The organism is Adhaeribacter sp., assembly GCF_057359045.1.
The window spans coordinates 24,146-47,018 of sequence record NZ_JBMQUD010000010.1 but is presented as its reverse complement, the minus strand read 5'-3'; the positions used below and the strand labels follow the sequence as shown (position 1 = coordinate 47,018).

Annotated in this window: 16 protein-coding genes and 1 tRNA gene; 7 read left to right on the top strand and 10 right to left on the bottom strand. The window is 42.3% G+C overall.

Annotated features, from left to right (window positions below; genetic code table 11):
- Positions 1–1,171 precede the first annotated feature (1,171 nt).
- From rnk (ACO1R6_RS02065) to ACO1R6_RS02055, 3 genes are all read left to right on the top strand, one after another.
- A complete protein-coding gene (gene rnk, locus ACO1R6_RS02065; RefSeq protein ID WP_486261805.1) occupies positions 1,172–1,576 on the top strand; it encodes a nucleoside diphosphate kinase regulator in 405 nt (134 codons plus the stop codon).
- A gap of 224 nt (positions 1,577–1,800) precedes the next feature.
- The gene (rnk, locus tag ACO1R6_RS02060; protein ID WP_486261804.1) at positions 1,801–2,205 is read left to right on the top strand and encodes a nucleoside diphosphate kinase regulator; all 405 of its coding nucleotides are present in this window, start codon (positions 1,801–1,803) and stop codon (positions 2,203–2,205) included.
- A 290-nt stretch (positions 2,206–2,495) separates the two neighbouring features.
- Complete coding sequence (locus tag ACO1R6_RS02055; RefSeq protein WP_486261803.1) at positions 2,496–3,353, top strand: DUF6371 domain-containing protein; 858 nt, start codon at positions 2,496–2,498, stop codon at positions 3,351–3,353.
- Positions 3,354–4,062: 709 nt separating this feature from the next.
- Here the strand turns inward: ACO1R6_RS02055 and ACO1R6_RS02050 are convergent.
- Together ACO1R6_RS02050 and ACO1R6_RS02045 are read right to left on the bottom strand one after the other, a co-directional pair.
- Positions 4,063–4,740 carry a YdcF family protein gene (locus tag ACO1R6_RS02050; RefSeq protein WP_486261802.1) on the bottom strand — a complete coding sequence of 226 codons (678 nt, stop codon included), beginning with the start codon at positions 4,738–4,740 and terminating at the stop codon, positions 4,063–4,065.
- A 581-nt stretch (positions 4,741–5,321) separates the two neighbouring features.
- Positions 5,322–5,395 (bottom strand) — tRNA-Ile (locus tag ACO1R6_RS02045).
- A gap of 105 nt (positions 5,396–5,500) precedes the next feature.
- Here ACO1R6_RS02045 and ACO1R6_RS02040 point away from each other — a divergent pair.
- The gene (locus tag ACO1R6_RS02040) at positions 5,501–6,130 is read left to right on the top strand and encodes an HAD family hydrolase (RefSeq protein WP_486261801.1); all 630 of its coding nucleotides are present in this window, start codon (positions 5,501–5,503) and stop codon (positions 6,128–6,130) included.
- Complete coding sequence (locus tag ACO1R6_RS02035) at positions 6,120–7,262, top strand: site-2 protease family protein (RefSeq protein ID WP_486261800.1); 1,143 nt, start codon at positions 6,120–6,122, stop codon at positions 7,260–7,262. The genes ACO1R6_RS02040 and ACO1R6_RS02035 overlap by 11 nt, the downstream gene beginning before the upstream one ends.
- A 515-nt stretch (positions 7,263–7,777) precedes the next feature.
- On the opposite strand, the gene ACO1R6_RS02030 is transcribed toward ACO1R6_RS02035, so the two are convergent.
- From ACO1R6_RS02030 to ACO1R6_RS02005, 6 genes are all read right to left on the bottom strand, one after another.
- Positions 7,778–9,637 carry a T9SS type A sorting domain-containing protein gene (locus tag ACO1R6_RS02030; RefSeq protein ID WP_486261799.1) on the bottom strand — a complete coding sequence of 620 codons (1,860 nt, stop codon included), beginning with the start codon at positions 9,635–9,637 and terminating at the stop codon, positions 7,778–7,780.
- Positions 9,638–9,786: 149 nt separating this feature from the next.
- On the bottom strand, positions 9,787–10,569 hold the full coding sequence (locus tag ACO1R6_RS02025) for a PASTA domain-containing protein (protein WP_486261798.1): 783 nt from the start codon (positions 10,567–10,569) through the stop codon (positions 9,787–9,789).
- A 355-nt stretch (positions 10,570–10,924) separates the two neighbouring features.
- The gene (locus ACO1R6_RS02020; protein ID WP_486261797.1) at positions 10,925–11,314 is read right to left on the bottom strand and encodes a response regulator; all 390 of its coding nucleotides are present in this window, start codon (positions 11,312–11,314) and stop codon (positions 10,925–10,927) included.
- Positions 11,315–11,320: 6 nt separating this feature from the next.
- Positions 11,321–13,846: a PAS domain S-box protein gene (locus ACO1R6_RS02015; protein WP_486261796.1), complete on the bottom strand. Its 2,526-nt coding sequence runs from the start codon at positions 13,844–13,846 to the stop codon at positions 11,321–11,323.
- Positions 13,847–14,565: 719 nt separating this feature from the next.
- Positions 14,566–15,480: a cysteine synthase A gene (gene cysK / locus ACO1R6_RS02010; protein WP_486261795.1), complete on the bottom strand. Its 915-nt coding sequence runs from the start codon at positions 15,478–15,480 to the stop codon at positions 14,566–14,568.
- 257 nt (positions 15,481–15,737) lie between these two features.
- Positions 15,738–16,571 carry a serine O-acetyltransferase gene (locus tag ACO1R6_RS02005; RefSeq protein WP_486261794.1) on the bottom strand — a complete coding sequence of 278 codons (834 nt, stop codon included), beginning with the start codon at positions 16,569–16,571 and terminating at the stop codon, positions 15,738–15,740.
- Positions 16,572–16,952: 381 nt separating this feature from the next.
- Here ACO1R6_RS02005 and ACO1R6_RS02000 point away from each other — a divergent pair, with 381 nt between their 5' ends.
- On the top strand, positions 16,953–18,815 hold the full coding sequence (locus ACO1R6_RS02000) for an ABC transporter ATP-binding protein (protein WP_486261793.1): 1,863 nt from the start codon (positions 16,953–16,955) through the stop codon (positions 18,813–18,815).
- Between the two features lie 556 nt (positions 18,816–19,371).
- Positions 19,372–21,246: an ABC-F family ATP-binding cassette domain-containing protein gene (locus ACO1R6_RS01995; protein WP_486261792.1), complete on the top strand. Its 1,875-nt coding sequence runs from the start codon at positions 19,372–19,374 to the stop codon at positions 21,244–21,246.
- A 27-nt stretch (positions 21,247–21,273) separates the two neighbouring features.
- Here the strand turns inward: ACO1R6_RS01995 and ACO1R6_RS01990 are convergent, their stop codons facing one another.
- Together ACO1R6_RS01990 and ACO1R6_RS01985 are read right to left on the bottom strand one after the other, a co-directional pair.
- Entirely contained in the window at positions 21,274–21,951 is a 678-nt protein-coding gene (locus ACO1R6_RS01990) for a hypothetical protein (RefSeq protein ID WP_486261791.1), read from the bottom strand.
- A gap of 146 nt (positions 21,952–22,097) precedes the next feature.
- The gene (locus ACO1R6_RS01985; protein WP_486261790.1) at positions 22,098–22,850 is read right to left on the bottom strand and encodes a YebC/PmpR family DNA-binding transcriptional regulator; all 753 of its coding nucleotides are present in this window, start codon (positions 22,848–22,850) and stop codon (positions 22,098–22,100) included.
- Positions 22,851–22,873 lie beyond the last annotated feature (23 nt).

Sequence of the window (22,873 nt, the reverse complement as noted above, 5' to 3'; positions counted from 1 at the left end):
GGTACGGTTTCCGGCACCGGTACTTCTTTTGCCGCTCCCCACTTAGCTGGCTTGCTGCTGCTCAAAGGCAATGCCATCAACAGCATTGGACAGGTTATTGGCGACAAAGACAACACCCCTGACCCTATCGCGCATTTGTAAAACAGAGTCTAACCCGGAAAATAATTAGCTCCGGCGTTTAACATTAAATAAAAGAACCTTCCGTTTGCGTGCCATTTAGCTCACGTAAAGCGAGAGGTTCTTTTTTATTTATAATCTCGTATACATCACGGCCCCAGCAAGCCCAGAACAGCAACAAGCCTGATACTCCATTAATCTATCGTTAAAAGCAAAAGCAGTTAAATTTTATTACTGGCTATTCAGAGACCAATTCGCAACTAATAATCAGAGCAGCCATTTTAGTTAATTTCTCTCCCTTTAATCATTATAAACAGGCATATACCTTAAATTCTCTGCATCAATCTGCGCTTTTCCCACTACTCATCGTTCTTAAATAGTAGTATTTGCTTAATTCTACCAGCAGAAATAAATCCTTTGTTTTAAAACCAGGCAAGCGGAATTTAACATTACCGGTCGTTTTTAGTTGCAATTGTGCCGATAATTAACTTACTTTACCTTATTAGTTAAAAACCTTGCTGCCAACAAAACAACATATCTATTTATTTACCAAGCCACTCACCGGCCTGGTAGCAGCCTCGCATCACGTATCTTTAAGTGATGTGCTGAACGGTTATTGCCTTCCTTTTTTTACAGCGCCTAAAGACTTTAATAAATAAGCCGGAAGCCGGGTGCTTCCGGCTATAGCTATCATGCCAAACCTATTGGTTCTGTACCCACCAGGTGCAGCAGCTTTCTACATCCGTTTTAAAGTTTTTTGTTGTAAATAATTTCTCCCGATGACTATTAAAATTAGCGCCAGGCAAAATTTTGTCCTAGCCTTTTAGCCCCATAGCTCTTTACTAGGCCAACTTGCGTGCAAGCCTTGGCTATTGTTTTAAACCTGGTTTACCGGCAAAACTGTGTGCTTTTGATTTAGCCGCACCAGTAGTTTAATTCTTGCAAAAAATTTTACTGCCTGGTGTCGGGTAGCGACAGCACTGCTAAGAGGCTTGCCAGATACCTCCACTCAAAAAACTTAAAAACCTAATCATACATTTAAATCTGAACTAATATGAAATTAATCTATTTAACCGAAAAAGATTATCATCGGCTGCAAACCATGGTTCAGGCAAACCAATCCGATCCGGAAAACGAACAACCCCTACCGCTTACCCAAGTTATAACGCGAGCCCAGGTAATACCTACGCTGGAAGTTTCGCCGAATGTTGTTACCATGAACTCTACGGTAAGGTTAAAGGCTGTAGATAGCGTTGCCGAAATGATTATTACCGTGGTTTACCCCCAAGAACACCACATGCCTTCCCGAAAAGTTTCCGTTTTGTCGCCGGTCGGAGCAGCCGTTATTGGTAGCAGTGTGGGGCAACAGGTAAGCTGGCCAACCCCAGAAGCAGAAGCTACTTACCAAATAGCAGAAATAATTTACCAACCAGAAGCAGCCGGCGATTTTCATCTTTAAGACTTTCTGCTGATTTAAAGGCAATTATATACCCTACATCAAAAAAGACCAACAACTATTAAATACCAGAGGCTTTTAACCAAAAACAGAATACAAACCTGGTTTTAAATAAAATATACCCCCAAAAGTATCCGGCCATCCCTCATGGGTTGACAGGTACCTACAGGTCAGGAAATTAACAATTACCCTAAATATTTTTAATCAACTTAAACTAATAAAGCAATATGAAACCAATTTATTTAACCGAGAACGATTATCAGCGCTTACAAAACATGGTGCAAGCCCAACGTTTAGCCACCCGGCCCCAAGTAGTAGCAGCACTTACCCAAGAACTGCAGCGTGCCAAAGTAGTTTCGGCAATGGAAATTCCGTCGGATGTAATTACCATGAATTCCAGGGTAAGAATAAAGGAAATAAAAAGCGCAACCGAAATGGAAATAACCATTGTTTATCCGAAAGATGCCGATTTACGCAAGCAAAAAGTTTCAATACTGGCTCCGGTGGGCACGGCAGTTTTGGGCTGCCAGGTAGGCGATGAAATAGAGTGGCCCGTACCAGATGGTACCCGGATTTACAAAGTAGAAGAAATTGTTTACCAGCCGCAGGCCGAAGGCGACTTACAGCATTAATATTTTAAATAAATAAAGGCGCTACATCTAAAACAAGTTAGCGCTTGGTTAACGCCGGTTAGCAATGCTACTTTTAAAAGTTAGTTTGCTAACCGGCGTTAATAATTTAACTCTGCTGCTGATTAAAATTGTAGCAAAACCGCTTTATAAAAATTGCAGAAGCCTGCTGTATGACCTTTTTAACTTGCCTGAAAAAAGCTACGCTACCTGCAATATTTAATGCCATTTTTTACCTTTTTAAATGCAGAAATACTTAAAAAGCCAGAAATTGCGGCCTGATACTTGAGTTTATGACATTTAAATTTTTGGAGGCGAACCGGTTTAAAGTGGCCGCTACGTGCCCGTGTGGCAAGAGCAATCGCGACGGCAAATTTTCACCTATTCTTTTGGATGGGGTACCCAATCCGGCTTACGGGCACTGCCACAGTTGCGGCAATAGTTTCTTCCCGAGTAATTCTGAAGAAAAAAGCCGACTGGCCGCAGTTTTAAAACCTTTACCTCCGCCAGAAATAAAGTATGTAGCAACCGATTTGGTAAAAAGAACGCAAAAAAGCTATCACCTGAATAATTTTGCGTTTTGGCTGCAGGAGAAATACCCCACCACCGCCGATTATTTGTTAGCTTACTTTTCTGTGGGTACCACCAAAGATGGGGGCACTATTTTCTGGTACCAGGATAAAAACGGAAATTACCGCAAACCCAAAAGAATATATTATCACGCAAATGGCCACCGGGTAAAAGCCGACGAAAATGAATACAAAAGCAAACCCAGTCCGCTTATATTTACCAACCAGGCCGGTTATGCCTATTGTTTATTCGGCGAATTTCAGTTGGCTACCTACCCCAGTACAGCCAAAATAGTACTTGTAGAAAGTGAAAAATCGGCCATAATTGGCCACGTGCATTTCCCGGATTTTATTTGGCTGGCTACGGGCGGCGCCATGAGTTTGAAAAAAGAAAGAGCCGAAGTATTAAAAGGCCGGAAGGTAATGATAATACCCGACATGCACCTGACCGGCCGGCAAGGCGCGAACAAAATGCAAGCTATTTTAAAACAAGTGGGCTGCCGCACCCGGATTCTGGAAATAGATAAAACCCGGGAAGATGGCGACGATATTGCCGATATTTTAGTCAGCCGTTCTACATAATATTTCGGCGGCAATATTTTATCAACTAACCGGTACTGGTTAAAATCAGGATTTTTAAGCGGGAAGAGCGGTTCTGGTTTAATACCCGATAGTTTAAACAAGTATCTATACCATAACGCTGGAATGACCTGAGAGCCTCTGGCCCGGCCTTCTTATATAACCTAAGATAAACAATGCTTTATTGGTCTTTAAAATGATTGACACGATGCTCACCAAAAAAAAGCTGAAGAACTTCTTCTCGGAAAACGTAGCTGACTTCTAGCATATAGAACCGGTTCTGAGGCCTCTTTCAGGAGAACAGGCTAAAACCGACTTCTGGCTGCACAGGTAAAAGCTTATTCCTGTGAAGAAGCAGACTTTTACATTATGTAGCTGCCTGTTTCTTGATGCGCCCTTCAAGCTCCTTTTAAAGCCTGGAGTTTCCTGCGGAAGGCTCCAGGCAGCGGAGACAACTCATTTTATTCAACGGTAAAGACATCAACCAAAGTAGCCGAGTATGCTTTAAAAAAACTAATAATCTAAGAGGCATATCGGAATATAATATCAGTTAACTAAAGCCATACCTCATATATTTATTTCTACTCATATTAAAATCTACCAAGTTCTTCAGCCCTAACGGGTTTAATGCAATGGCCAATACTCTACCACAACAAAATGACTGGTTTATTCAGCCTACTGATGCCCCTTTTTTACCAAGTAAGAACCTATATTATTTATTATTCAAGTAATATTCCGGTAACAAGTGATTAGTAAAACCCTTTTCTGTAAGCTTTAGAAAAGCTTGCCAAACATTTTCCGGAATAAACTGGTACGTTTGGTATCCTTTTGCCGGATAAATTTTAATCCGTTGCAAATCACCCAGCATAATACTAATTACCGCTTGCTGTGAAATCTCTGCATTGGGGTATTCAGAAAAAGCTAACAAGGGAGATGTAACCTGAAAAGTAACGGGCGGACCAGGCCATTGCTTTTCAAAAGTAGCCAGGGTGCGTCTTTCCATGTAAGGTTTCTGGACGAGAATAAGTTGCTTTACTTTAATTTGGTGCTCTTGTAGCAACTGGTAACTAAAAGTTATATTTTCGCCGGTGTTCGTAGATTTGTTTTCAATTAAAATTTTATCAGCCGGCACCCCCATACTTATGGCTACCTGGGCAAATTTATTTGCTTCGGCTTCCTGCCACATGCCTTCTGTTAAGCGGCCTAACCCTCCTGAAAATAAAATATAAGGAGCATATCCCTTTAACCATAATTCAGCACCTCTTTCGGCTACCCGGAGGTCGTGGCTACCCAGTACCATAATACAATCGGCCGGTTCTAAGGCATGGTTTACGTGGTGGTAATCCCAGATAAGCTGGCTTAAGGCTAAAACTTCGTCATTTAATTGCATATCCCAAATTTACAAAGTACTGCCAGAATCTAGTAAAAAGGCACAGATTAATAATCTCAATATTGAACCGGTTTAGAATATCAAGATTAACAAATAATTTAGCTCTAGCCGCAGTAACCCAGTAAAGAAAAAGGCAAAGGCTACTGATTGGCAGTAATAACGGAACAAATACCGTTGGGTCGTGGCTTTTTATCTTATGGCTCAATAAAAATTACACTTCCCAGAGCGTTTTTTTATCCTGTCCGGTAAAACTCTACGCCAACCGCCAGATTAAAAGTAAAATTCCCTTTAAGCTTACCCCTGTCTGCTGAATAAAAATTTTAGAGCAGTTATAAATGCCGTTCTGTTCCCGCTCTGCATGGTATGTACCAGCTTTTGGTTCAGGCGCTGCACGTGAATAAATATCAGGTAAATATCCTAACCAGAGCTAGTAGTAGTCAGGTTAAAATGATTCTGACAAGGCAAATGAATAGCGGCTCCAGCTTTTGCACCTGTTGCAAGGTTACTCAGCAAGAAGCAAAAATGTGTACAAATAAAAAAGCCACTCACAAGTTTTATCTTGTAAGTGGCTGATTAGCAGGTGGGCCCACTTGGAATCGAACCAAGCACCTACTGATTATGAGTCAGTTGCTCTAACCGAATGAGCTATAGGCCCGTCAAAAAGAATTGTGGTTCTCTTTGATTTTGGAGGTGCAATTTTACATATTTGCAGCGCATTTTCCAAATAAATATTTACGTTTTTAAACAAATTTAACGGCCCATGCTTTTAGACGGTGTCAAAAATATTATTTTCGATTTAGGTGGTGTCATTCTCAACATCCAGTTTAAGTTAACCCACGATGCTTTCCGGAAGCTAAGCAAAAACGGTCAGGAGCTGGCGTTTACCCAAGCCCAGCAATCGGGTTTGTTCGATGCTTACGAAACCGGCCGCATTACCGATGCCGAATTCAGGCAGGCGCTGCGCGAGCAATATGCCATAGAAGGCACCGATACCGAAATTGATGCCGCCTGGAACGCGCTTTTACTCGATATTCCGGCCGAACGGATTGCCCTGCTTCAGGAACTCGGCAAAAAATACCGGTTATTTTTACTCAGCAACACCAATGCCTTACACCTGGTGCAGTTTACCAAAATGGTGGCCGATACTTTTCATATTCCCAGCCTCGATTCGTTATTTGAACAAACGTATTATTCGCACCTGATTGGACAACGCAAACCCGATGCCGTCGTATTTGAACAGATACTGGCCCAACACAACCTTAATCGCGCCGAAACCCTGTTTGTCGATGACAGTATTCAGCACATTGAAAGTGCAAATAAAATAGGGTTAAAAACGTTACATCTGGCGCCACCTCTTACCATAAACGAAGCTTTTAAAGATGCTTTATAAAAAAGCAAAAGGTTATTTTTTACATATATTCCTTTTTTTACTTACCCTTATTACCACTACCATTGCCGGCGCCGAATGGATTTACGGACGCACCGTTTTCAGCTTTACTACTAGCTTTAAACTGGTGCAGCGTATGCCCTGGGAAATGATTCAGGAAGGGTTATGGTTTTCTTTACCTTTCTTGTTTGTACTTACCTGCCACGAATTCGGGCATTATTTTACGGCGCGCCTTTACCGCATCCGGGTAACTTTGCCCTATTACATTCCTATCTGGCTGGGTTTTACGTCTACTATTGGCACCATGGGGGCTTTTATTCGCATTAAAGACCGCATTTTTTCTAAAAAAGAGTTTTTTGATGTGGGCATTGCCGGTCCGCTGGCCGGGTTTGTGGTTACACTGCCTTTATTATTTTACGGTTTTACTCATTTGCCGGAGCCGGAATATATTTTTAAAATTCATCCGGATTACGAAAAATACGGCCTTAATTATGCCCAACATGTATACCGCGATACTTTCGGCTCTTTGTCGCTGGGGCAAAATTTATTATTTCTTTTTTTTGAGACTTACGTAGCACCCGACCCTAGCCTGGTACCCAACCGGTACGAATTAATGCATTATCCTTTGCTGTTTGCCGGATATTTATCGTTGTTTTTTACGGCCTTAAATTTATTACCCATTGGTCAGTTAGATGGCGGTCATATTTTATACGGTTTAATCGGGTACCGGAATTTTAATCGGTTTTCGCCGGTATTATTTGTATTTTTTATTGGGTACGCCGGCTTAGGTATTTTGTCGCCGGCGGTTCCCAACGATACGGCACAATGGCTGTACCCCAGTTATGCCGTATACCTTTTTCTGGTATTTCAGCGGACAGTGCCGCAAGTAAAATACGCGTATGTACTTGTAGTAGGCGTAATGGCGGTACAGTACGGATTGGCAGTATTATTCCCGACCCTGAACGGCTACCACGGCTGGTTGGTTTTTGGCTTAATCTTATCGCGGTTTTTAGGTATTTTTCACCCGCCCGCTCCCGACGAGCGGCCACTTTCGGTAGGCCGCAAATTATTGGGTTGCCTGGCGCTGTTGGTTTTTATTCTTTGCTTTTCGCCTATGCCTTTTGTAGTAGAATAATATTTGAGCCAGTTAGTATATCTCTGGCAGCTAAGCCGGTTTTACCTGGCAACCTAAAGCGTTTAGGTTTAACCTAATCTGAGATAAATATTTACTGATTAGAAATTATAATTAAAAGGTTTTTAAATAATTGCTTCTAAAGTTATTGTTCTTTTAATATCATTATTACTTTTGTTTTGTGCTTGATGAGGATAAGCATCAGATGGTATATGCCGCGGGCACACCTTGCCTGAGTCTTATTTTCCGGCCTCTGGCCAGTAGAAACTTGCTAACTGATTATTTTTTTAAGAATAATGCGACCAGAGGCCGGTAGAAAACATCACCAGCGAGACGCTGGCGAGAGCATTGGATTAAGCCCACTGGTGTATTGGTAAAATGAACCTGTTTAACGTTTTAGAACTAGGGTAAACAGTTGTACTTGCCGGGCATTTTCACCGGTAAGAGAATAAATATTGGCACTGTAATAATATTTATGGCGCTTAGGCTACCTTTTAAAGAATATTTCTACAACTCTTTTAATTGCGGAGAATTATTTTCCGGATAACAACCTTATCTTTTTGGGTCAGGCGCAGCACGTACAGGCCTTTGGCGAGGTGTCTTAAATCTAATTGCGAACCAGCCGTTGCTTTGTTTTTGCACAGCACTACTTTACCGGCTACATCCAGCAGGCACAGATCTTTGTAATTACCTTTAATCTGTATTAAGCCGGTACTGGGGTTGGGGAATATTACAATATCGGTTAGAGTAGGGTCGCCGGGCTGCTCAATAGGGCTGTCCGGAAATTCATCGGGACTACTGGTAATATTATCGGTAATGGCCCGCAGCATTAAAGCGCCGCTTTCTTCGTTAAACGCCACCCAACCACCCCCATTGTTGTAGTTTATGCGCTCCGGGGCTTTCTCGTTTAAATCGAAACCAATATTTACAAAACTGGTAACCGATGATGTTAAGCTATAACCAATGTAAAACCTATCTCTAACCAATATAGGCGCCGGAAAACTGATTTCGTAGAAGCGATTGAGGGAGTCGATAGGCGGAATGGTAAACGAGCGTTGGGCCAAAGGGGTACTAACCGGCCGGCCATTTTCGTCGCTCCAAATCCGGAAATTCATAACCGTGCCGGGCACATTGGTTTTGGTTAAATATACCTGCACCGCCCGCACATAATCGGGTTCATTTACATCAAACCGATAAGCCAACTGCCGGGTACCCGAATTATTCAGCGAAAAATTAGTTTCGGCGGTGCCATCGTCGTAGGCAAAATAATTACTTAGTTCGGTCAGGCGGGTTACGGTATCGTTCTGGCGCAGGCGGGCATCGCTCTCGCGGGTGCTCAAAAACAAAGATTGTTTAATTTGTAAAGCATTGGCACCGTTTGGCACTGCCGCCGCATTGGGTTGTCCGGTAATTAAAAACCTTTGCGTTAATGGGGCCAACGCAGCGTTGCCCCGCAAAAAAGTATCGGCGGGCGTGGCCGGGGTTAATGTTTTTACGTAGCCGCGCCAGGCAATGGGCGCAAATAAATTATTAAAATTATTCAGGCGGGTACTCGCCGAATCGTTTAATTCGGTAGCGGGTTTAGCGAAAAACTGGTTTACCGGCATAGCGGTGTACCGCTCCAGCAAAGAGCCCAAACGTTGCGCAATAGCTACATCGGGTAAATCGGGCCGGTTAGGATTGCGGCGGCTATTCAGGTAAATATAATCCAGGTTCCAGGTATCGCCGGTGCCCCTGCGGATACCCGCACTCCGGAACCGGAACTGGAAACCCCGATGAAAATAAACTGGATTATTAACAGCCAGCACTACCCGGGCAAATTCGGTTTTCTGGTTATTGCCGGGCTGGCGCCACACCGATTGCCAGTTGCCATTCTGGTCTTTTAATTCGAGTTCTAGAAAAGAAGGCTGCGCCTCAGAATTTGTTTCGGGCGTACCACCCAAGCCCCCGGCCTGCCAATAAAAACTCAGATACACCGAATCGGCGACCGGACGCAAGCCCGTTAAATTAATGGGCTTGGAAGTAAGCGAATCGGTATAGCCGTACGCAACAGCATTGCTGTAAGGTAAACCGGCGGCATTTACCCCCTCAAAAGTAGCTACGTGAATAGACGGCGGATTTACACCAAACTGGTTATTTACGTAAACGCCGCCTCCGGCTTGCCAATATTGCGCACTGGGCTTACCCGTATAATCGGCAAAATCATCAAAGAAAGGCAACTTTAAAGTATCTCCTTCGGCGGTTGTGCGGGCATGGCGGTTTGCCGTAGTTTTACGTGTATGCACCAGGTTATAGGAATCTAAAGGGGTTAGAACCTGAGCCGGCAGCGCACCACTTAATAAAAATGTAAATAAAAACCCGGCAAAAAATTTAAACATTCGGTTAAGGTAGCTAGGTTAAAGATAAAACTGGCTTTATCTTCTGTTTACGAGCGATCTGACTTAAATATTGCCGTTGCGTATTAGAATTAAATAATTTACGGATTTTCTGTGCCTGCCGGCGGTAGCAGCTAACCTGAACCGGCAGATTAATTTATTCCCTGCACCGGTTCCGGACCAGCTACCCACATATCAACCAACTCGCCTACACGTATCATAGAACCCGGCGAGGCATTCGGCCGCTGCCGGATTACGGTACCATCGGCTTCGCCGTTTGGCGCCGGAATATATTGCACCAAACCTATTTGTAAACCGGCTCCTACCAACAGAGTAGTGGCTTCATCTACTGGCATACCTACTACACTGGGTATCTGGAACTCCGAAGTACCCAAACCATCGCCCACAATTAAATCTACCGTAGAACCCTTAGCAATGGGCGCACCGGCCGGAATTTCCTGGCCATTTACCAATTGCTTTAGAACCTGATTTTGGGCCAGGTTAGGCACAAACTCTTTTTTACCCAGGCGTAAATCATAACTTTTCAGGATCATCTCGGCATTTTTTACCGAGCCTTCTACCAGTTTCGGCATTTTAATCATGGGAGCCGTTTTCATGTTGTAGGTAATATAAATCTTGCGACCTTCTTTTACCTTAGCACCGGCCCGGGGCTCTTGTTTAGTAATCACAAAGGGTTCTTTGTTGGAGTCGAAACTAGAGTCCTGCACATAAACCTGTAACGAGCGCTGCTCCAGAAAATCTTCTACTTCCTGCAATTGCATGCCTTCTACCTGGGGTACCGTAAAAGTTTCGCCGTGGTTAGTGGTAGCCGGCAAATACACAAAAAAGAATCCGAACAACATTAAAGCAATAATAATAGCAATAATGATTATATGCTTGATAACGTCGCCGAAGGTATTAGCTTTTAAAAACACGTTTATGCTGATTAATTTAAAAACAAAATCTAAGTAAGGCCATGCGCCGGCCCTACTATATTATTTAATAGCCAGGCTTAATATACCGGCCATTGTCCGGCAAATTTAATAATTCGCCACGAACTCGCCGCAAAGCTTTTTCCCAACTTTTCTGGAATGACTTTAGCCCGCAAGATATAAAATTATTTTATTCTGATTATCAGTAATAGACCAGACCAAAATCCTGCTCTAAAGGATTCTGAAAAACTAATGCCAGCGCGCAGAATAAATTATCTATAAACTAATAACAGTGGTTTGTAAAAGTGTTTTTCGGTAAACATTTAAGTTTAAGAGTTTAAAGGCAGGTTTTTAACCATTAAGACCTTTCCTTACATTTCTGGGAAATGAGTAAAATATCTTCGGGGGAAATGGGTTTGTGCAACAGATCACACACCAAAGCATATTCTTTGCTTTTGACAGTATCGGCTACATCTAACGACGAAGTAAGAATATAAATATCACATTTACCCTGCAACTTGGTTTGATAAGGGGTTAACGCATCCAGAAAATCCCAACCGGTCATGACGGGCATATTTAAATCCAGAAGAATTACATCCGGAATTTCGGCCAGGTTGCTATTCACTAAATATTTTAAGGCCTCTGTAGCCGATAAAAAAGTTTGAATATTTTTATACCCCTCCAGCCTTAATATATGTTGGGTGAGAAATATACTTAACTCGTCATCATCAATGAGAAAAATTTTCATGGGGAATTATTTCAAAAAAATTAAAAATTTGGTGCCTTGGTTTACCTGGCTTTGTACTTCTATGTGTCCGCCCAACGATTCTATATGGGATTTTACTAAAAACAAACCAATGCCGCGGCCTTCGGCACTGGAATGAAATCTTTTATATAGTTTAAAAATATTTTTGCCTACTTTTTCCTGATCAAAACCCGATCCATTATCGGCAAACGAAATTATAGTTCCTGCGCTGGCGCTTATAATACTTGTAATGGTAATTTGTAATGGCCGCTCCGGAGAGCGGTATTTAATAGCGTTGGTGAGTAAATTATAAAAAATACTATAAAAATAAGCTTTATTGCCGTGCAAAAAAGTTTCTTCTTTTAACTCCATAGTTACTTTAGCCCCACAGGCCTGCAGCGATTCCTGCACGCTACTTATTGCCTGTTGGCATACCAGTGCTACATCTACCTTTTCTTTATCAATGGTTTCTTTATTATCCTGAATAGACAAAATCAGGTTAAGATCTTTCAGCAAAGTATCGAGGCGAATAATGCTGGTTTTAAGATTAGCCAATGATTTATCAAATACGTTGGTGTTTTTATCTACTTTTACCAACAATTGCGCATAGCCCAATGCATTAGCTACCGGTGCGCGCAGGTTATGCGAAACAATATAGGTAAACTGTTGCATATCGCGGTTTTGCCGGTACAGGTCGTTGGTTAATTTTAACTGTGCGGCTTCGGCTTCTTTGCGGGCTGTAATATCGGTCTGGATAACAATAAACCGCGAAACTTTATCTGCATCGTTTAGTACCGGCGTTATATTCTGGGAAATCCACAAAGGTTCGCCCATTTTTTTGTAAACCAGTATTTCGGTTAGAGAAGGCTCGCCAAAAATTATTTTCTCCCGGACCAGGTTTATGGTTTGTTTGTCGGTGGCAGGCCCCAGAAATAATTCAGTTAGTTTTTTGTCTCTTAAATCGGGCAAAGCGTAACCCATGAGCTGGGTAAAACTATCATTAACCCATTCAATATGGCCGTTCGCATCGCTAATAAGAATACTGTTGGTAGTTTTGCTGGCCACCAACGATAACTTTTCGAGTTCGTGCTTTGCTTTTACTTTTTCAGTTACATCATCAAAATATACTGATAAGCCCTCTTCCGACGGAAAGGCTTTAACCTCTACCCAAATATCCTTTTCTGGGTAATAAGCCTCAAAATGAACTGATTTGTTATTTTCAAGAGCATAGCGATATTGCTGAAAAAAAACCTGGTTCCTTTCTTCCGGAAAAAATTCCCGGATTTCTTTTCCCAGCATATATCGATGTTCAACTTCTAATATCCGGTCGAATTCACTATTAATGTAAGTAAAATGCCAGTTTTTATCTAAGGTAAAAAAGGCATCGGTAATACTTTCAAAAATGGTATTGAGCTTTTTGGCTTGTTCTTTAATGGTGTTGTGGTATTGGGTAATGGCGGTTATATCACTCAGAATACTATAAACACCCGTAATTTGGCCATTTACCTGCACCGGTACTTTTAAAACATCTAAAATTACTTTGTCTTTATTATCGTTTACCGGCAGTTCCAATACAAATTTTGTGGTGTTGCCGGCTAAAGCCTTTTGCAAATGACTCATGCAAATAGTAGTAATATCCGGCGGTAAAAAATCTGAGAGCGGCCGATTGATTAAATCTTTCCGGGGTAGGTTAATAAAGTTTGCGGTAGCCGGATTTACATCCACAATAATACCGTCGTGGTTCTCAATCAGAATCATGTCCGGATTATTCTCGAAAAGAGATCGAAAGCGTTGTTCGCTTTCGGCTAGCTGAAAACTGCTGATTTTACGTTCGGTAATATTACGCGAATTTACTACTACCGCTCGGATGGCTGGGTTGTGTAACTGGTTATTTACAATGGTTTCGAACCAAAGCCATTCTCCGTTGGCATCACGAAAACGGAAATCGAAAAATTCAACCTGCTTTTTGGTAGCCAGTTCTGACCAATATTCCTGCGCATTAGGTAAATCATCCGGATGAATTCGCTCGAAAGCGTTTTTACCGATAAGATCATCCGGCTCATAACCAGTACTGTTCCGGATAGAAGAACTTACGTAAATATAATTTCCGGCTTCATCTAACAAAGCTATTCCATCAGAGGTATGCTCTATAAGGGTTTGATGTAACTCTTTTTCTTCTTTTAGCTTTTGCCAAGCCATTTCCTGGGCCATTGCCTCGCGCGCCACACAAAAAAACGTTTCATCTTCTCCTGACCAAAATACCGACCATTGCAGCCTTATTTGTTGACCATTCTTATGAATAAAGCAATTTTCGAAATTATTGGTGTTGGCACCGCTTATAATATTTTGCGCTGCTACGCGGGTTAGCTCCCGGTATTCTGGATGAATAAATTTTGTGTAGTGCTGGTTTATTAATTCCTCGCTCGTATACCCAATAATATTTTCACAAACCTTGTTTACAAATAAAAATTTTCCCTGCCGGTCGATAGCACAAATTATATCCAGCGAGTACTTAACCAACTTTTCAAAAATCATTGCGCTAGAGTTATCATCCATTTTTCATTTCAGAGACAAACTCTCCTTATTTATATAATTATATTTTACAAAAATACATATTAAACTAACAACTTTAAAAAATTATATATAAAACAAAAAGAATAAATTATAACGAGATTTATTTTAGAAATGGATCAAGATAATAACAAACCTTACATAAACAATATTTTTTTAAGCAAAACACGTACACAAAGCACTTAATAATCTAATTTTAAAAAAGTTAGTTTTTTTTATTTTTTTATATCAATTTATACACAATGCAAATTACCAAGCTCCTATTATTCAAATTATTTTCTTTAACACCCAAGCAACACACATAAATTAATCAATATTTAAAACAGTCAAGACCTTTTGTCTAGAAAGGCAGTTATCACCCCTCCTACGTTTAAGGCCTAAACATTTGGAGAAAGGTTTCAGAAATCTGTTATATACTCCTATGTCTTTCCTGCATCTAATAAATTTATTAAACCTGTCTTAGCAGAAAGGTCTGGTAAAAGCAAGTATATCAGTCCAGATTAAACCAGTTGGCAGACCGGCAATAAACAAAAAAGCCCTCCTTTAAATCAGGAAGGCTTCTTTACTACTTTATAAACCTTGATTGGTGTTTGATAAATTTTATCAGGTATTATTTATTACCAACACCAGATAAGCCCCCCGAACCCTTTTAGATGTAGCTGGGGTAGTTACTTTCTTTAAACCTACACAAACAACCCTTCTACCGACAAATACCGCTCGCCGGTATCGTAGCAAAAAGTTAATACCCGCGACCCGGCTGGTATATCGGGAAGTTTTTGGGCAATGGCGGCCAATGATGCCCCGGAAGAAATTCCCATAAAGATACCTTCTTCGCGTGCCGCCCGGCGAGCATATTCAAAAGCTTCGTGTTGCGATACCTGGATGGTACCGGTTAAAAGCGAAGTATCCAGAATAGCCGGAATAAAACCAGCGCCAATACCTTGGATGGGATGCGGACCAGGAGCTCCGCCACTTATAACCGGCGATAAAGTTGGTTCTACGGCAAATGTCTTAATATTCGGAAATTTTTCTTTCAGCACCCGGGTAACGCCGGTAATGTGCCCACCAGTGCCAACGCCGGTAATATGATAATCGAAGCCTTCCGGTAAATCTTCTACTATCTCCTGGGCAGTGGTTTGAATGTGAATTTGGGTATTGGCTTCGTTTTCAAATTGCATCGGCATCCAGGTATCTGGTAGCTCCTGCAATAGTTCGTTCGCCCGTTCTATGGCTCCCCGCATTCCTTTTTCGCGGGGTGTAAGTTCTAAAGTGGCGCCAAAAGCCGTCATGAGGCGCCGGCGTTCCAACGACATAGATTCGGGCATTACTAAAATGAGTTTATACCCTCTAACAGCCGCTACCATTGCCAACCCTACCCCGGTATTACCCGAAGTGGGCTCAATAATAATACTGTTGGGCGTGAGTAAGCCTTTCTGTTCAGCATCCAGAATCATGGATAAGGCTATCCGGTCTTTGATACTGCCACCGGGATTAGCCCGCTCTAGTTTTACCCAAACCTCAATATTACTTGGGAATAATTTATTTATCCGGACCAAAGGCGTCCGGCCAATGGTTTCTAATATATTGTTAAACTTCATATTCGTAGCTAGTAATAAGTAATTAGTGATTAATTGTTAGTTTATATTTGCGGGGTATAAATAAACAGCAGCCAAAAGTTTGTTTTAGGTTTACTTTATTTTGTTCCGAAAAGAAAATAAAGTAAATCTAAAATTCTCTTTCCATTGCATTGTACAGGATAGTAAAAATATAGATAAGTCTTTATTTCCAACAAGGTTTATTCAGGCCTTATGCATCATCTAAAAATTAAACTGCCCAAATATCTTAAACCTAACAACTAAATACTAAACACAATGCTATCCTCGGGATCTTCGCTGCGGCTTACCCGGATCTGTGCTTTATGGTATAAACGGGAATACGGCGGCACGCTTTCGGTGAGCCACACATTACCCCCAATAACACTGTGGCTACCCACTACGGTATTACCGCCCAGAATGGTGGCCCCGGCATAAATAACCACGTGATCTTCGATGGTTGGATGGCGTTTAATACGGGCCATTTCTTTGGCTACACTCATAGCGCCCAAAGTAACCCCCTGATAAATTTTAACATGATTGCCAATTACAGTTGTTTCGCCAATTACGATTCCGGTACCATGGTCTATACAAAAATAAGAACCAATGCGGGCACCCGGATGAATATCAATACCGGTTTTGGTATGGGCTGCCTCGGCCATAATCCGTGGCAATAGAGGCACTTGTAACAGGTGCATGGCATGGGCCAACCGGTGAATAGCAATCGCCAGAAAACCGGGGTAAGTCCGGATTACTTCGTCCAGGGACTGGGCTGCCGGGTCTTCTTCGGCAATAGCCTGGGCATCTTTTAAAAGTAACTCGTAAATTTGCGGTAAGCCGGAGATAAAAGTTTTGGCCAGCAAGGCCGGCACCAAATGCGACGGCAAGGGCATGCCGGTTAGTATTTTTAATAAATTTTGCTCCAATAAATCCAGGTGCAGCAAAATATCTTTTTCCGAATTAAATTTTTGTTCGGCCAGTTCCGGAAATAATAATTGCAAAGTACTATCCATAAACTGGCAGATAGCCGAGCGGGGTACGGAAGTACCGGCCTGCGCATGGGCCATATATAGTTGCTGGGCAAACTGTTTTTTCATGTTTATTTAAACGGCTAAGAATAAAACCGGGTAAAGTTCGGCTTAATTATTTTATTTTTTACTACGTTCTGAATTATAACAAAAAGCGCAGGTTAAAAATCAAAAAACAATAGCCGGGCGCTGCATTAATTCGGATTATATTAATAATTATAAACCTTTGTCGCAGTGCTGGAGGTGTTCTGATTTTATCCGGCAGTAATAAACATTATTTCAAATATCAATCGTATAAGGTTAGCTGCACCTTGGACAGCGATTATCGGCAGCAACTATTTACATATATTGCTGTTTTACAACCGGCCTCCTGATTTGGGAATTGCCGGGTAATCTCAGGTTTAACCTGTTAAAAGGTATAAACCCTAATTTACGCCATAAAAAACGCACATGTCTTTCTGGACCAGATTACTATATTTAACTAAACCGGCTACCGCCAATGGCAAGCCACCTTTATCGGTTAAAGATCGTTTTACGGCTTTAAAAAATATTCCGGCTTTTCTGCGGCTAATCTGGGAAACCAATCCAGCCATGACCATTGGCAGTATTTTTATCCGGATTGTGCGGGCGGCTATTCCGTTGGCCATGCTGCACATTGCCCGGCTTATTATCGACCAGGTAATATTCCTGACCCAACACGATGGACAGTACAGCCATTCTTATTTATTTAGTTTGGTAGCCATAGAATTTGGGCTGGCCATTTTTTCGGATGTACTAAACCGCGGCGCGGCTTTGCTGGATAGTTTGCTCGGCGATTTGCTGGCCAACAACACCTCGGTAAAGCTAATGGAGCACGCCGCATCCTTAGATCTGGATCAGTTTGAAGATGCTAATTTTTACGATAAGCTGGAGCGGGCGCGCCGGCAAACCCTAAGTCGCACGGTGCTTATGTCGCAGGTATTGGGGCAAATGCAAGATGCCATTACCATGGTTTTCCTGGCGGTAGGTTTACTTACTTTTAATCCGTGGCTTATTATTTTGTTGGTTGTTGCCGTAATTCCTGCTTTTTTGGGCGAATCGCATTTTAACGAACGTAGTTACTCGTTGGTGCACAGTTGGACACCCGAACGCCGCGAACTGGATTACCTGCGCCTAACCGGTGCCAGCGACGAAACCGCCAAAGAAGTTAAAATATTCGGTTTATCCGGCTTTCTCATCGACCGCTTCCGGGAGTTATCTAGCAAATTTTATTTAGATAACCGCAAATTAGCCGTGCGGCGGGCCAGTTGGGGAACGTTGTTTGCCGCTTTGGGCAGCGCTGGCTACTACGCGGCGTATTTGTACATTTTAGTCAGAACCGTAAACGGGCACATTAGCATTGGCGACCTTACTTTTTACGCCGGTTCGTTTGCCCGCTTGCGAGGTCTGTTAGAAACCATTCTGAGCCGCTTTTCGAGCATTGCCGAAGGTGCTCTTTACCTGCAAGACTTCTTCGATTTTTTCTCGATTCAACCGCATATTAAGCCTAAAAATGATGCCCGTCCTTTTCCCTCTCCTATTCGGGAAGGTTTCCGGTTCGATGATGTGGGTTTTAAATACCGCAATACCGATAAATGGGCTATCCGGCACTTAAACTTTACTTTACAGGCCGGCGAAAAACTGGCTTTGGTCGGCGAAAATGGTGCCGGTAAAACTACGCTCGTTAAACTCCTGTCGCGGCTCTACGACCCTACAGAGGGCCGTATTTTGCTCGATGGCTACGACCTGCGCGAATACAACCCGGTAGATTTACGCCGAAATATTGGCGTGATTTTCCAGGATTTTGTCCGTTTCCAGATGACGGCCTCGAATAATATTGCTGTGGGCCGCATCGAAGAAAAAGACAATGACCCGCGCATCCGAAGCTCCGCTGCCCAAAGCCTGGCCGATACGGTTATAAATAAGTTACCGGAAGGCTATAACCAAATGATTGGGCGCCGGTTTGCCAAAGGCGTAGATTTATCGGGAGGCGAGTGGCAGAAAATTGCTTTGGGCCGGGCTTACATGCGCGATGCGCAACTGTTAATTTTAGATGAGCCCACTGCTGCCCTGGATGCCCGTGCCGAGCACGAGGTTTTCCAGCGTTTTGCCGAACTTACCCACGGCAAAACTGCGGTGCTCATTTCGCACCGTTTCTCAACGGTACGCATGGCCGATAGAATCTTGGTAATTGAACGCGGCGAACTCCTGGAAATAGGTTCGCATCAGGAATTATTAGCCCGTAATGGCCGCTACGCCGAATTATTTAACCTGCAAGCCAAGGGTTATCAATAAAACCTGAGTTGATTTGGAATGGTGCTAAATTAACATTTGGGATAAAGGGAATAAAAGAATATTATGTTTTTCATAAATCAAACCTCCAACTTTTAAAATTATTTCAAGTAGAAATTTACCCTTCCGCCCTCGGGGCACTTCCCTAAATTACGGAAGATGTTGCACTAACGCAGCTTCGGCAGTAGACTTGTTGTAATAAAGGATTGCGAAAAGAATTTTTCCTGCTAGTGTAATACAGAATAGCATTTACTACAGGCAAATATCGCAGTCGGTGAGGTGAAGACCTTCTGGAAGATTCTCTTCTGGAAGATTCTCTTCTTGAATTCCGGTGCTTTAGCATTGCGAGGCACGAGCAAAGGAATCTTAGACCGTCTGAACGCACCGACGCCCCCTCGCAGCCTAGAGCAAACTTATGCCACAACCAACCGTTAGCACCAACGCCCTGAAAGATGAAAATCTTGCAAAAGAATCATCTTAGGTCCACTACTATAAAACGTATTAGTTACAAAACATGATTCTTTTTCCCCCATTACCTTATTTTAGGTAACTTTGTATTATGAATTTTCTTTCCGCTGACTCAATATCTAAATCATACGGCGAAAAGCCGCTTTTCCAGGACCTGAACTTTGGCTTAAACCAAGGCCAGAAAGTAGCTTTGGTAGGCATTAATGGCTCCGGCAAAACTACTCTATTAAACGTATTGGCGGGTACCATTCCACCCGATAGTGGCTCAGTAAGTACGCGTAAAGGCATTAAAATCGGCTTTTTACCCCAACAACCAATTTTTAACGAAGCTTTCACCGTACAGCAAACCATTTTTGCCAGTGGCAACGAAATACTCGATACCATTCGGGAGTACGAACGCTGTTTAGAAAACCCCAACACCAGTGCCACCAAAATGCAGGAGTTAATAGAACGCATGGATGCGCTGCAAGCCTGGGAATACGAGCTAAAAATAAAGCAAATATTATCGAAATTAGGCATTAACAACCTCGAAAACCAAATCAGTCATTTATCGGGCGGGCAACGCAAGCGGGTAGCCATGGCGCGGGTTTTAATTGATGAGCCAGATTTATTAATTCTGGACGAGCCTACCAACCACTTGGATTTAGATACCATTGAGTGGCTGGAAGGTTTATTAGCCGCATCGCAGCAAACATTATTAATGGTTACCCACGACCGCTACTTCCTGGACCGTGTAGCCACCGAAATTGCCGAACTCGACCGGGGCAAAATATTTAGCTACAAAGGCAACTACAGTTACTTTATTCAGAAGAAAGAAGAACGCGAACAAATACAGGATGCCGAAGTAGAGAAAGCCCGTAACCTGATGCGCAAAGAATTGGAATGGATGCGACGACAACCGCAGGCGCGCGGCACTAAATCTAAATCCCGGATAGAAGCCTTTTACGATTTAAAAGACAAAGCCAACTCTAAGGTAAGCAAATCTAACCTGGAGCTATCGGTAAAAACAACCCGCCAGGGCGGTAAAATTATTGAGGTTGAGCACATCAGTAAAGCCTTTGGCAATAAAAAAATTGTAGAAGATTTTTCTTATGTATTTAAGAAAAAAGACCGGATTGGCATTATCGGGCAAAACGGGGCCGGTAAAACCACTTTCCTGAACATGCTTATTGGCCAGCTAAAACCCGATAGCGGCGAAATAAATACCGGCGAAACCACTGTATTTGGCTATTATACCCAAAACGAACTTACCTTTAAAGAAGACCAACGGGTAATTGATATTGTAAAAGAAATAGCCGAAGTAGTAGAAACCGGCAACGGCGAAGTTATTACTGCCGCCCAGTTTCTGCAGCATTTTCAGTTTAGCCCGGCTATGCAATACACCTACGTAAGCAAATTAAGCGGCGGCGAAAAACGGCGTTTACAACTGTTGCGGGTACTCATTAAAAATCCTAACTTCCTGATTCTGGATGAGCCCACCAACGACCTGGATATTATAACCCTGAATATTCTGGAAGACTTTTTATTGAACTTTGGTGGTTGCTTGCTCATTGTATCGCACGACCGCTACTTTATGGACCGCCTGGTAGAACACGTGTTTGTGTTTGAAGGCAACGGCGAGGTTAAGAGCTTTCCTGGCAATTACACCGATTACCGCGAATACTTAGCCGAAAAAGAAGAAATTGAAAAAACAGTAGCTAAGCCGCAACCGGCTGCCCCCACAGTATCGGAACCCGATACCACTAAAAAGCGCAAGGCCTCTTATAACGAAAAGCGGGAATTTGAGGAATTAGATAACGCCATTCAGAAATTAGAGGATAAAAAAGCGGCCTTATTGCAGGAAATGAACGCCGAAGACGCCGACCACCGGAAAATAACCGAAGCCGCCGCTTTACTTAAAACCCTGGAAGCCGAACTGGATGAGAAAACCGAACGCTGGCTGGAGTTGTCAGATATAATGGATTAAAAAAGGGCCGTAAAGGCCCTTTTTCTTTTATTTAATTTGTTGCTGTTCGTAGCTAAAACTAAAGCCTAGTTTTTGTCCGCGGCTAACCTGCTGGTTCTCCATTTTTTGCTTAACCGTAATGCGCTTAATATCATCTAAATCTGGTGCCATTAAATCGTTGTTTACCGATGCAATCATGGCACTTTCAACAAAAAGCCGTAAAGTATCTTCGGATATAACATTGTTGGCCATATCGTTATAGGGCAAATCTAACTGGGTTACACCTTCGAGGTAAAAATGATTTTCGACGTTAATGAGCAAACGGGCCAATAAATAACCAGGATCGGTCATACGGCCGTATTTAATAGAATCGGCCATAAAATTATAGGCCATAATGTGCCCAAAAAAGCGCCGCCGGAAATCTTCCTCTACGTAAGGAGTATTCAGGAGGTCGTGGTCTTCCGGGAACGTAATTACATTTGAGTGCATAACAAAAATGAGTAAGTCGCCGGAGAACTTAATCTGAAACTCAAAATCATTAATGTTCCGGTACTCAATAATTACACTCGAATCTACTTCAGTAATTTTTTTACTTAGCTGTTCAACAATTTCCGAGGCGACAACCCGTAATTGTTCGAACATTTCTTTTGTATTGCGATAAATTATTTGTTTGGTTGTAGATTTTTGCTTTAAACCTTCGAAAATAATTTCCAGTTTATCCTCCATTGTACAAACTTGATTTTAAACTGCAGCTTTAAAACTGCGCCTTGTATTATTTACATTATATTTAAACCTGACATAATTAAAAAATCTCTTTATTTAGCCGGTTTATTTTACAATATAAGAAAGAACACCAAATTTTGTTGAAAAAATTAAGCCAAAGCTGCCATAGCCTCCTCGTTTAATTCTATGTTATGATACACTTTCTGAACATCATCATCGTCTTCCAGTGCGTCTATTAGTTTAAAAACTTTTATTACTGCTTCGGCATCTAACCCCACCGTAGTTTTTGGAATGCGCTGTAATTCCGCATTTTCCACTTCCAGTTTTAGCTCTTCTGTTCTCTTTTGTAAGGCCCCAAAATCTTCCATCGAAGAATATACGGTTACGTAATCTTCTTCAAATACTATATCCTCAGCGCCGGCATCTATCATTTCCAGCGTAAAATCTTCTTCGTCTAACGGAATGTTGTCGCTGCGTTTAATGGTAAAAACACCTTTCCGGTCAAAAATAAATTCTAAAGAACCTTTGGTACCTAAACTGCCACCGTTTTTGCTAAAAGCCGACCGCACATTTTGCACCGTTCGGTTTAAGTTATCGGTTAAACATTCTACAAATACCGCTACCCCGTGGCTGGCATAGCCTTCGTATGATACCTCGGTATAATTGTCGCCGTCGGAACCGCTGCCTTTTTTAATAGCCCGCTCTACGTTTTCTTTAGGCATATTGGCGGCCTTGCTGTTCTGAATGGCCAATCGCAACCGCGGGTTACCGTCCGGGTCGGGGCCACCCTCGCGTACGGCAACGGTTATTTCTTTTATAATCCGGGTAAATAATTTAGACCTTTTGGCATCTAAAGCCCCTTTTTTGCGCTTAATTGTTGACCACTTACTATGCCCTGACATAAAGCTTAATTCTGTTTTTAGTT